The 12378-nt window shown below is 58.9% G+C and carries 10 protein-coding genes; 1 reads left to right on the forward strand and 9 read right to left on the reverse strand.

From position 1 onward, the window contains the following. Nucleotides 1-273: 273 nt before the first annotated feature. From RTK01_RS07360 to RTK01_RS07390, 7 genes are all read right to left on the reverse strand, one after another. Complete coding sequence (locus tag RTK01_RS07360) at nt 274-1215, reverse strand: ABC transporter permease (RefSeq protein ID WP_312280354.1); 942 nt, start codon at nt 1213-1215, stop codon at nt 274-276. Beyond that, on the reverse strand, nt 1215-2366 hold the full coding sequence (locus RTK01_RS07365; protein ID WP_312280355.1) for an ABC transporter permease: 1152 nt from the start codon (nt 2364-2366) through the stop codon (nt 1215-1217). The genes RTK01_RS07360 and RTK01_RS07365 overlap by 1 nt, the downstream gene beginning before the upstream one ends. Before the next feature lies 1 nt (nt 2367). Next, the gene (locus RTK01_RS07370) at nt 2368-3876 is read right to left on the reverse strand and encodes an ABC transporter ATP-binding protein (protein ID WP_312280378.1); all 1509 of its coding nucleotides are present in this window, start codon (nt 3874-3876) and stop codon (nt 2368-2370) included. A 234-nt stretch (nt 3877-4110) separates the two neighbouring features. Then, nucleotides 4111-5322, reverse strand: a complete 1212-nt coding sequence (locus tag RTK01_RS07375) for a BMP family ABC transporter substrate-binding protein (protein WP_312280356.1) — start codon at nt 5320-5322, stop codon at nt 4111-4113. Between the two features lie 148 nt (nt 5323-5470). Beyond that, on the reverse strand, nt 5471-6187 hold the full coding sequence (deoD, locus tag RTK01_RS07380; RefSeq protein WP_312280379.1) for a purine-nucleoside phosphorylase: 717 nt from the start codon (nt 6185-6187) through the stop codon (nt 5471-5473). Nucleotides 6188-6259: 72 nt separating this feature from the next. Next, nucleotides 6260-6916 (reverse strand): deoxyribose-phosphate aldolase, encoded by a 657-nt coding sequence (deoC, locus tag RTK01_RS07385; RefSeq protein ID WP_312280357.1) that lies wholly within the window; start codon nt 6914-6916, stop codon nt 6260-6262. A gap of 1 nt (nt 6917) precedes the next feature. After that, nucleotides 6918-7925, reverse strand: coding sequence for an MBL fold metallo-hydrolase (locus RTK01_RS07390; RefSeq protein ID WP_312280358.1), 1008 nt, complete (start codon nt 7923-7925; stop codon nt 6918-6920). A gap of 264 nt (nt 7926-8189) precedes the next feature. On the opposite strand from RTK01_RS07390, the gene RTK01_RS07395 reads away from it, so the two are divergent. Then, entirely contained in the window at nt 8190-9470 is a 1281-nt protein-coding gene (locus RTK01_RS07395; protein WP_312280359.1) for a S1C family serine protease, read from the forward strand. A gap of 145 nt (nt 9471-9615) precedes the next feature. Here RTK01_RS07395 and RTK01_RS07400 read toward each other — a convergent pair whose 3' ends face one another. Continuing rightward, nucleotides 9616-10785, reverse strand: a complete 1170-nt coding sequence (locus RTK01_RS07400) for a DEAD/DEAH box helicase (RefSeq protein WP_312280360.1) — start codon at nt 10783-10785, stop codon at nt 9616-9618. 253 nt (nt 10786-11038) lie between these two features. Next, the gene (locus tag RTK01_RS07405) at nt 11039-11482 is read right to left on the reverse strand and encodes a hypothetical protein (RefSeq protein WP_312280361.1); all 444 of its coding nucleotides are present in this window, start codon (nt 11480-11482) and stop codon (nt 11039-11041) included. Between the last annotated feature and the right edge of the window lie 896 nt (nt 11483-12378).

The raw sequence follows: 12378 nt of genomic DNA on the forward strand, positions 1-12378 counted from the left end.
ATATGGCAACCTGTCCCGTGGAGATGCAAAAAATTCCCGTTCCACGTCTCCCACGCCTCGCAGAGTTTCGCCCCCCGGACGGCGAAATAAAATGAAATCTATTTTTTCCGGCGGGGGTGTACGTCGGGAAAAACACTTCTTGCGGAGTGAACGCCTGCCCGCCCGCCTTTGGCGGGCGGGCAGGCGTTGCGTAACGTATTTCAGCCGAAAAGCCCGCTATGCGGGCTTTTCGGCTGTCTCAATAAATTCAACCACGAAAATTTTATTAAATTCCTATCGCTGTCCCTTGTCGTAGGGGATTCCCTCCGCCTTGGGAGCGCGGGATTTCCCGGAAGTAAACGCCAGCACCACCAGAGAGATAATGTAAGGCAGCATGTTGTACACGCTGCTGGGCAGGTTCAGCGCCATCAGGAAATCAAAGCCGGTATAGACGTTGCTCAGCGCCCGGAAGAGGCCGAACAGCAGCGCCGCCAGCGCGATGCGGGAGGGCCTCCACTGACCGAAAATCATCACGGCCAGAGACAAAAAGCCAAAACCCGCCACGCCGTTTTCAAACTTCCACTCGCTGACGCCGGCGGTGATGTACACGATGCCGCCAAGGCCGCCCAGAATGCCGGAAATCAGCACGCCCGCATAGCGCATCTTATAGACATTGATGCCCACGCTGTCCGCCGCCTGAGGATGCTCGCCGCAGGCCATCAACCGCAGACCGAAACGGGTTTTGTACAACAGCACATACGAGCATGCCAACGCAACGGCGGCCAGCAGCATGAACCAGTTGAACTCAAAGCCACCAAGCTTCACCAGAAACGCTTTTTTCGCGGCGATGTACTGGATGGTGGAAGACACGTTGTTGGGATTGATGGAGGTATTCATGGCCTTGACAAACACGGTGGCCGCAGCGGTCCCCAGCAGGTTCATGGCGGTGCCCACAATGGTCTGGTCCGCTCCGAAGCTGACGGCAGCCACCGCCAGCAGCAGGGAGTATACCGCCCCCAGCGCCACCGCCGCCAAAACGGTCAGCAGCACCACCATGAAAGCCGACGTCTCGGGTGGAAGAAAATTCAGCATCAGCGCGCCGCCAAGAGCGCCCATGACCATGATGCCCTCCAGCCCGATGTTAATCACGCCGGAATGCTCGGAAAAGCAACCGCCCAGAGCCACCAGCACCAACACGGAGGCGAAAATCAAGGTATATTGCACCAGCAGTGCCATTACCGCTCGCCCCCTTCCTGATTGGCCCCGGCTTGGGCGGCCTTGGCCTCCCGCTCCGCCCGGCGGTCCAGCCGGTTGTTCAGCGCGTACTTAAAGAACAGCACGAACCCGCACAAGTAGATAATCAGCGCGGAGATGAAATCGGAAATCTGGGACGAATACATGGTCTTGTCCACATACGCGCCGCCGGAGGTGATATGCTGGATGAAATAGGAGGAGAAAATAGTCCCGATGGGGTTCAGTCCGCCAAGGAACGCAGCGGCAATGCCGTTGAAGCCCATGGCCGGAACAGCCGACTGGGTGCAGGACCACTGCTCAAACCCAGTGAGAAAGAGAAGCGCCGCCGCCATGCCCGCAAGTCCTCCCGCGATGGCCATGGTGAGAATGATATTCTGCTTTTCCTTCATGCCGCAGTATTGGGCGGCGTCCTTGTTGAAGCCGGTGGCCTTCAGCTCAAACCCCAGCTTTGTCTTCTCCAGCAGCACCCAGATTACCACCGTGACCAGAACAGCCATAGGGATGGCAATGGTGACATACTGGTTGTTGTTGAACAGGCTTCCAAGCCCCAGCGCCGGAATCAAAGCCCCCGGATTCGTGCTGGCAAGAGTCAGGGTATAGGGACTGGAATATTCCTTTACGTTGGTCAGCAGGGTATTCACCATGTACAGGCTGATCCAGTTGAGCATGATGCAGGAGATGACCTCGTTCACGTTGCAGTATGCCTTCAAAACGCCGGACAGGGCACCCAGCAGCGCACCCGCCGCCACGGCGGCCAGAAGGCACAGATACCAAGGCATGTCCAGCGCCAGCGCGCAGTACAGCGACGCGCCCGCGCCCACCACATACTGCCCCGCCGCGCCGATGTTGAACAGGCCCACTTTATAGGCAAACAGCACCGACAGGCTGCACAGCAGCAGCGGCGAGGTTTTCACCAGCGTGCTGCCCAGATATTTAAGCTGCGCAGCCCGGCTGGGGTAATAAAAAAAGTTTTTAACGATGGTGGAAATAGCCTTTCCAGCCCCGGCGGGATTAATGGCCAGTAGCACCAGATAGCCCACCAGCAGTCCAATCAGAATGCACAAAAGCGATGCAAGCAGAGATTGAATCCCGACATTGCGCAGCAGCGAATTCCGCGTTTTCGTTTTCTCCATGTCACACCGCCTCCTTCCGCTTTGCGCCAGCCATGTAAAGTCCCAGTTCCTCCACCGTGGTGGTCTTGGGGTCCAGCTCGCCCACGATTTCCCCCTCGTACATGACAAGAATGCGGTCGGACAAGCTCATCACCTCGTCCAGCTCCAGACTCACCAGCAGCACCGCCTTTCCCTGATCCCGCTGGGCCACGATCTGGCGGTGAATGTACTCAATGGCGCCCACGTCCAGCCCCCGCGTGGGCTGCACCGCCACCAAAAGCTCCGGGTCCTTGTCAATTTCCCGGGCCACGATGGCCTTTTGCTGGTTGCCGCCGGACATGGACCGGGCCGTTGTCACGGGGCCCTGCCCGGAGCGGATGTCATACTGCTCGATCAGCCGCTGGGCGTACTCCCGCACAGCCTTGAAGCGGATAAAGCCTCGGCTTTGAAACTCCTGCTTCCAGTAGTTCTCAAGCACCAAATTTTGCTCCAGCGTGTAGTCCAGCACCAGCCCGTGCTTATGCCGGTCTTCAGGGATATGGCTCAGGCCCAGCTTAGAGCGCTCCCGTATGGAGTCCCTCGTCATATCCACGCCCCGCAGGGAAAAGCTTCCCGCGGCGGGCTTTACAAGCCCTGTCAGCGCGTGGACAAGCTCGGTCTGCCCGTTGCCGTCAATTCCGGCAAGGCAGACAATCTCCCCTTCACGGACTTGAAAACTTACGTTTTTCACCGCGTTGTTCTTGTGCATTTTGGACGCCACGGTCACGCCCTCCACCTCCAGCACCACCTGCCCCGGTGCACGGGCCTTCTTGCGGACCGCAAAGTCCACGTCCCGGCCCACCATCATACGGCTAAGCTCTTCTTTGCTGGAATCGGCCACGTCCACGGTCCCCATGTAGGCGCCCTTGCGCAAAACGGTGCACCGGTCCGCCACAGCCACGATTTCGTTGAGCTTATGAGTGATGAAGAGGATGCTTTTGCCCTCGGCCTTCAGCCCCCGCATAATGTCCATCAGCTCCTCAATTTCCTGAGGGGTGAGGACGGCGGTAGGCTCGTCAAAAATCAAAATTTCATTTTCTCGATACAGCATTTTCAAAATCTCGGTGCGCTGCTGCATGCCCACGGAGATATCCTCCACCTTGGCGTCCGGGTCCACTCGCAAACTGTATTTATCCGACAGAGCCATCACCTTTTCACGAGCCTCCGCCTTCTGCAAAAACCCGTATTTGCTGGGCTCCACGCCCATAATGATGTTGTCAAGCACGGTAAAGCACTCCACCAGCTTGAAATGCTGGTGGACCATGCCGATGCCCAGTGCGTTTGCGTCGTTGGGGTCCTTGATGGAGACTTCGCGTCCACCCATGCGGATGGAGCCCTCCTCCGGCCGATAAAGACCGAACAGCACGCTCATCAGCGTGGACTTTCCCGCGCCGTTTTCTCCCAGCAGCGCGTGAATCTCTCCCTTTTTCAACCGAAGGGTAATGTTGTCGTTGGCAATAATGCCCGGGAACCGCTTGGTGATGTTGAGCATTTCCACCGCATATGTCTCTTCCAAGCTCCGCGACCTCCTTTGTCCCTTTCATCGCCTCCCTTGTCCTCTTGTTTCGGAGGTCAGAAGGAAACCGATTTTCTATTCGCCTATTATACTATGTCCCACTTCATATATCAAAGAAAATTTGCAATTTTTTACGAATTTTATGTGTAAAAATAAAAAGAGGAGGAGGGCAGGCTGTCGCCCGTCCTCCCCCGCAGTCAAACGGTGAGATTACTTAATGTTGCCGTAATAGTTGACGGTGATGTTGGTGACGGCGGGCTCGGCGCCGATGTCGCTGGACACCTTGACCTCGCCGCTGTACATCTTGGAAACCAGCGCCTTATAGTCGTCCTGGCTGAAGCCGTCGCCCCACTTGGTGCTCTCCATGGGGATCTGGACGTAGTTGGCAGTGGGATCGTCGCCGGAAACCAGACCCAGTGTCTGAATCTTGCCCGCGTACGCGCTCCAGTTGTCGTTGAGAATGATCTCACCCAGCAGGGTATCCACGGTGGGGGCCAGGCCCTTCATGGCGGAGGTAACCGTCATGTCCGCGCCGTAAGCGTCGATGATGGCGGCCTGATCGGTGTCCACGCCGATGACCTTGGCGCCGTCCACCTTGGCGGCAGCCTCGGCAGCAGAGGTGTAAATGCCGCCGCCGCAGGCGAACACAGCCTGCACGCCCATGGTCTTATACCAAGTGTCCATGTAAGCGGTGATGTCTCCGTCGCCGAAGAACTGGTTGCCATAGACATATTCCATGGTCACCTTCGCGCTGGTCTCACCGGCAGCAGCGTCCGCGCCCTGCACATAGCCGTAGCCATAGCGGACAACGGCGGGAACCGCCATGCCGCCCAGAAAGCCCAGATGGTCATAGCCCAGCTTCACTGCGGCATAGCCCGCCATGTAGCCGCACAGCTCCTCCTGATACACCGCGCAGTACACGTTGCTCAGGTCCACATAGTCGGACAAAGTCCAGTTGGCGGGGGTCCAGTCGTACGTCTCACCCTTGGCGGTGACGGCGGGGTCAAGCAGGTCACCCTCGCCCACGTCCAGCGCGACAAACTTCACGTCGGGGTTCTGGGGCGCGGCTTCCACGATGGTGCCGCCAAAGGCGTAGCCGGGCATCACAATGACGTTGTACCCGTCGGCCACAGCCGCGTCCACCATGGCCACGCGCTCGGCGGTGGTGTCGCCGTTGGGCTTGTAGTAGTTGAACTGGATGCTGTTGGCTTCGCAGAACGCCTTGCAGGCCTCATAAGTAGTCTGGTTGAAGGACTGGTCGGTGATATCGCCGTAGTCGGTGATCATTGCCACCTTATAAGAGGAGGCGGTTTCGCCGCCGCTGCCGCTGCCGGAGGCGGCGGGAGGCGTGGTCTCTCCGCCGCAGGCGGCCAGAGACGCGGTCATGACCAATGCCAGAGCCAGTGCAAGAAACTTCTTCATTGGGATCAAACCTTCTTTCAAAATTTTGACACGGGGACGGGCGGAGAACCGCCCGTCCCCGTGTCATGGAAAATTATATCAATTTGTCCGAAAAATTTCAACAGGTATTCCTGTCATTTTTAATTTTAATTAGCAGAAAAAGCACGACTCACTTCTTTGCCATCTCCACGGCAGTGTCTAAAGCGATTTCCATCATCTGCGTAAAGCCCGTTTGCCGCTCCTCTGCGGGAAGGCCCTCGCCGGTGACCACGCTGTCGGACACGGTGCAGATGGTCAGTGCCCGCTTGCCCGCCTCCATGGCGTTCCAGTACAGCGCCGCGGACTCCATCTCCACCGCCAGCACGCCGTACTCCGCCCATTTCAGAGAGTCGTCTGCCTTATTATAGAAAATGTCGCTGGAGAGGAAGCTGCCCACGGTCCAGCTTGCCCCGGACTTGCGCGCCACGTTCACCGCCGTTTCCAGCAGCTCATAGTCCGCCACGGGGGACAGCACGCCGTTCAGGCCAAACTGGTGGGAGAAGTTGGAATTCGTGCAGGCAGCCTGACCCAGAACCACGTCTTTCATATTCAGCTTTGTGGTCAAAGCTCCGGCGCTGCCCACGCGGATGATGTTTTCCACATCGTAAAAATGAAACAGCTCGTGGGAATAGATACCGATGCTGGGCATTCCCATGCCGGAGGCCATGACGGACACGGGTACGTCCTTGTAAAGGCCGGTATAACCCTGCACGCCTCGGACGTTGTTCACAAGCCTTGCATCCTTCAGGAAATTCTCCGCGATATATGCCGCCCGCAAGGGGTCGCCGGGCATCAGAACCGTTTTGGCAAAATCGCCTTTTACCGCACTGTTATGGGGAGTGGACATTGTAAATTCCTCCTTCAATTTTTTCATTTTTACCTCAAGATAAATCCCGGATGGAAGCTCTGTTTTGGATGCTTACCGCTCCAGCGCCTTGGCCGCCTTCACCACCCGTGAGGTACCCAGCCGGTCCGCGCCAAGGTTTATAAAGTCCTCCGCGTCCTTGAGATCGGCGATACCGCCCGCGGCCTTGATTTTCACGTCGGGGCCCACATGGGCCTTGAACAGGGCCACGTCCTCCCGGGTTGCTCCGCCGCCGCCAAAGCCGGTGGAGGTTTTGATATACTCCGCGCCGGAGGCGGTGACAAGCTCGCACAGCTTGATCTTTTCCTCGTCGGTGAGAAAGCAGGTTTCAATGATGACCTTCAAAAGCTTTCCGCCGCAGGCGGTCTTCACCGCCCGGATTTCGCCCAGCAGCTCGTCCCACTTCCGGTCCTTCACCCAGCCAAGGTTAATCACCATGTCAATTTCGTCGGCACCGTTTTCCACCGCGTCGGCCGCTTCAAGGCACTTGGCCTTTGTGGTGGAATACCCGTTGGGAAAGCCGATGACCGTGCACACTGGCAGCTTGCCCCCGACATACTCCGCCGCCTGCGCCACATAGGACGCGGGAATGCAGACGCTGGCGCAGCTATAGTTCATCCCGTCGTCGCAAAGAGCCTTGATTTCCTCCCAAGCCGCCGTCTGGGAGAGCAGCGTATGGTCGCATCTGGATAAAATGTCTTTCAGGTCCATTTCAGTCCGCTCCTTTATCATATCGTTCATTGGGATAATACCGAATTTTTCCGTTTTCCGCGCGGCTCTTTACGCCGCCCCGCACCTCCAGCCAGTCAAGATGGGCCAGCGCTTCTCCCACCGCGAAAAACTTCTGGGTCAGGGGGAAATCGGCCCAGCTCCGGGCGCGGATGCTCCAGCGCATCTCCCCCGCAATTTCATAGGCCGTCAACCCCGGCTTCTTTTCAACAATCTCCCGTGCACCCTCAATTCTCTGGGCGTGGTGGGCCTTCAGCTCCTCCGCCCGCAAGCGCAGGTCCCCCGTCTCTTCCCGATGGGCGGGAAGCAGGGTCTTCACCGGCAGGTCCTTCACGGCGTCAAGGCTTTCAATATAGTCTCCCAGAGAGTCGGGAACCTCCTCCCAGCGGCAGATGTTGGGCGTGATGTGAAAGAGAATATGGTCGCCGGAAAAAAGCGTTTCATGTTCCGCGTCGTACAGGCACAGATGCCCCGGCGTATGTCCCGGGGTGAGAATGCAGCGCAGCTTCCGCCCGCCGTATTCCAGCATTTGCCCATCCTCCAGCCGGTCATAGGGCCTGCCCAAAGGCTCGGGAACGTCCGTCTGGGCGGGATTGCCGCCGCCCAGCCAGTCCACCTCCTCCCGGGTAAACCCGTTTTCCACATAGCCCGCGTAGGCCCGCCGCCAGAGCGCGTCGTCCCGGCTGTACTCCTCCCGCCGGTTCGCGTCCCACTCGCTGAGGAACACGGCCCGGCCGGGGCGGTGCAGATAGGTGGAAAGACCCGCGTGGTCGCTGTGCAGGTGGGTCAAAAAAATGTCCGTCCGGGTCAGGTCCACGCCGATCTCACCAAGCTGCCGGTCCATTGCCTCCCGGCAGGCGGGCTGGTTGAACCCGGTGTCAATCAAAAGATTCCGTTCTCCCGCAATCAGATAGCTGTTGAGATTTTTCAGGGGATTCCCCACCAGAGGGATATCAAGGCGCCAAAGTCCCGGCGCAAGCTCCTTTGCCATGTGTCGCTCCTGTTTGTCCTTATAAATTTACCGGCATGCCGCCCCAGGCGCGAAGCGCCGTCTCGGAAGCCGCCCGCAAGCCCGTATAAAACCGTTACAGGGTTATTATACCAGTTTTTTTACCACATGTCCACGCCTGCCGCGCTGCTCCGCAAAAAACGTCCCTCTTTTTTCCGTCCTGCCACGGTATTTTTCCACCCGTCTTGAAAAGCGCGAAAGCCCGTGTTAAAATTAAAAAATCTTATTTGGAGGTTGTTGCTCACCATGAAAAAACAGTTTTTTGCACTGGCCCTTGCGGCTGTGCTGCTGATTTGCGCCGTTCCCGCCGGGGCGCTTACCGGCGAGGGAACCCGCGCCGCCCAAACCCTCTCCGCCCTGAACGTGGTCCGGGGCGCGTACAACGTGGACGACCCCGCCACCCGGGCGCAGGCCGCCGTGATTCTGGTGCGCCTTGCCGGAGCGGAGGAGGCCGCCGCTGCGGACAAGACCTCCATCCCCTTTAAGGACGTGCCCGCCTACGCGGTGCAGGCCGTGCGGTATGCCTACGGACAGGGCTGGCTTCGGGGCGTCGCCGGGGATACCTTCGGCGCGTCCGAGGCCATCACCTCCGCGGCCTACTGCGCCGCGCTGGGGCGGCTGCTGGGCTATACCGGCGAGGATGTTTCCTATGAAAACGCGCTTACCTTCGCCCGCCACATGGCGATCATCTCCCGAGATTACGGGGAAACCCTGACCCGGGGAGATCTCTTTGAACTGACCGCCGGTGCGCTGTACGCCTCCTACAAGGACAGCGGCACGCTTCTTGCGCACCTGACCGCCGTCAGCCCGTCCGCAGCAGCAGCCGCGGACAGACTGAATCTTACAAGTCCCGCGCTGACGGCCCGGCAGGCCGCCGACCGGTATACCGCCGCCGTGTTTCAGCTAAGCATGTATGAGGACAGCCAGAACCTTGATTTAAAGGAGCCTGACGGCAGCGCCAGCGGCTTTTTTATCAGCGGGGACGGACTGGCCGTCACCAATTACCACGCCATTGCAGGCTGCGCCGCTGGTGTGGCCACCCTCGTCAGCGGCGAGCAGTATCCGGTGAAGGAAGTGGTCTACTACGACGTAGACAACGATATCGCCGTTTTGCGCATTGGGCACGCCTCCCTCTCCGGAGTGGAGACGCCGAGTTTCGTATACCTTGAAACCGCATCCCGAGACACTCTTCGGATGGGCGATGAAATCTATACCATTGGCAGCCCCCTTGGTCTGGGGCTGGCCGTCTCCGCCGGTATTGTCAGCGACGCCAGCCGGACGACGGACGGCTACGACGCGCCCTGCATTATGTCCACCGCCGACATTTCCCAGGGCTCCAGCGGCGGCGCGCTGCTGAACATATACGGGCAGGCGGTTGGCGTCACCTCCGGTGCGTTCCTTTTCGGAAACAACATGTATCTGGCCGTGGCCATCGATCCGGCGCTCTCCGCCGATCTCACCGGCAAGGGGCAAACCTTGGAGCAGGTGAAGCAGATTGAGTCTGCCCGCACGGAAAAGGCCGCTTGAGCACAAGCTCCCGCTCTCCCCTCCCCCCTGTTTCCCGCAACTGCGGACCACGTTGCCCCCTTCTTTTTCATGCAACCCCACAAACGCAAACTCGCCCGGCATTCCAACTGGAACGCCGGGCGTTTCTTCTTGTTTTAACCGTTTTTTACTTCCCCGTGGCAGACTCCGCAGTAAGCTTTCCGTCCGCGTCCATCCGGGCCGGGACAATCATATTGTCCGTGCATTTGGCGATGTTGTCAATCCGCATTTTCGACGGGTAGTCGGCAATCAGGCTCACTGCCATGCCGTGCCGTCTGGCGCGGCCGGTGCGGCCGATGCGGTGCACATAGTCCTGATTTTCGTCCGGCACGTCGCAGTTAAACACCACATCCACATCATCCACGTCGATGCCCCGGGCCGCCACGTCGGTGGCCACAAACACCCGCAGCTCACCCTTGCGGAACTTGTCCATCACCTGCTCCCGCTTTTTCTGCGGAATGTCGCCGTGGATGCACTCCGCGTCCACGCCCCGCATCTGCAAAAATTTTGCGATGCGCTCCGTGGAGCCCTTGGTGTTACAAAAGACCATGGCCCGGTCAAATTCGCCGCCGTCCATGATCTTTGCAATGGCCTCGGCCTTGCCGTCGTGGGTAACCTCCAGACGGTACTGAAGGATGTCGGGCTTGTTTTCCTCGTCCGCCCGGACGGTGATCTCCTCCGCGTCCCGCTGATGGACCCAGGCGATATCCATGACCTCCCGTGAGATAGTGGCGGAGAACATCCCGAGATTTTTCCGCTTGTTCATCCGGTCAAGCAACCGGGTGACGTCGTGGATGAAACCCATGTCCAGCATCCGGTCCGCCTCGTCCAGAACCACGGTCTGCGCCGTGTCCACACGGACGGTGCGCCGCTTCATATGGTCCGACAGTCGGCCGGGAGTTGCCACCACAATCTGAGGTTTTTTCTTCAAAATGTCAATTTGCTTGCCGATGGGCTGTCCGCCGTAAAGGCACACCATCCGCACTCCCGCGTGATAGGCCGCGATATCCCGCAGCTCATCCGTGATTTGAATGGCCAGCTCCCGGGTGGGGGCCAGAATCACCGCCTGCACGCTCTCATCCGCAGGATCGATATGCTCCACGATGGGGATACCGTAGGCAAAGGTCTTGCCGGTGCCGGTGGGTGCCTTGGCAATCACGTCCTTCCACGCCAGCATGGGAGGAATGCAGCCCGCCTGCACGGGGGTGGACAGCTCAATATTGCGCTCACGAAGAGCGCGCATAATCTCCGGTGACAGTCCCAGACTGTCAAACCGGACGCCTTGTGTCAATTCCATAGTTGCTTCGTCCTTTTCCAATTTTGTTTTTCAGCGTCTCCGGTCCAAACCGGGCCGCATTTTCTTCTTTTTGTAATAAATTACTGTTATTATATCCGTTTTTCCGGTATTTGTAAAGTCCGGTGCAAACCAGCGCCTTTTCCGGAGAGAAACCCTGTCGACCCGGTACAACTGCGTGGACATAAAAAAGCAGCCCCCCCACCACTTGTTTTTGTGAGAGGGTTGCACGCTCTGTCCTGCAAAGCGATATAGCTTATGAGATTCTATGCATGGACCACACCATGCCCCCGGCATTGGCACCGCCCAAATTAAGCGTCAGCGACAGGCCGTCGGAGACATAGAATAGTCCAATCACGTCCCCTGCACTTAATTCAACATCGCCTGCCAGTACCACCGCTCCATTCCCCAGAATTGCTCTCAAGCTCAGCAGCGTTACGTTCAGGTTTAACAAGGGAAACAGTGCATTTATTAAATTTTGAACGGTTGGTGATGTTTTTCGGACAACAAAGGATGGATTGGCACTGCCAATCGTCCCCGTGATTGCCAGCGTCGTAGAGTAGTTAATTGTGGCTTTAATGGAGTACCTTCCGGAGGAAGGAACGGTGAAATTGCCCGCAGTTGCATCAAACCCCGCATTGCCATAAAACGGAGACGCAATTGACCAACTGGTAATCTGTGCCCCCGAACTAACTGACAATGATGATTTAAATCCAGAAAATCCAGTGGATGCAAAATCCGGCCCGGTGGGACCTGTTGGGCCAGTCGGGCCGATGAGGCCTTGCGCCCCCGTTGGACCGATGAGGCCTTGTACTCCATCCTCGCCAGTTGGGCCCGTAGGGCCAATGGGGCCTTGTACTCCGTCCTCACCCGTTGGGCCTTGCGGGCCCGTAGGGCCGATAGGACCCTGCGACCCGTCTTCTCCGGTTGGCCCCGTTGGCCCGATGAGGCCTTGTGGTCCGTCCTCGCCGGTGGGGCCCATGAGGCCTGTGGGACCAATGAGACCTTGCGCTCCATCCGCGCCAGTTGCGCCGGTTGGGCCTTGCGCCCCTGTGGATCCGATGAGACCTTGCGCTCCATCCGCGCCAGTTGAGCCTTGCGCCCCCGTGGGACCGATGAGCCCTTGCGCTCCATCTTCGCCGGTTGGGCCTTGCGCCCCCGTGGGTCCGATAGGACCCTGTGTTCCATCTGCGCCAATTGGGCCCGTAGGGCCAATGGGACCCTGCGCTCCATCCGCGCCCGTTGGGCCTTGCGCCCCCGTGGGGCCAATAAGACCCTGCGACCCGTCTTCTCCGGTTGGCCCCGTGGGACCGATGGGGCCTTGTACTCCATCTGCGCCAGTTGGGCCCGCGAGACCAATAAGACCCTGCGCCCCGTCCTCACCCGTTGGGCCTTGCGGGCCCGTAGGGCCGATAGGACCCTGCGACCCGTCTTCTCCGGTTGGCCCCGTGGGTCCGATGAGGCCTTGTACTCCATCTTTTCCAGTTGGCCCCGTTGGACCGATGAGGCCTTGTGGTCCGGTCGGCCCCGTGGGGCCAACGGGGCCCGCAGGTCCAGTGTTCCCTCTGGGGCCCACCAAACCCTGAGCCCCCTGTG

Origin of the sequence: Oscillibacter sp., from assembly GCF_031978065.1 — a bacterium.
Lineage (GTDB): Bacteria > Bacillota > Clostridia > Oscillospirales > Oscillospiraceae > Oscillibacter.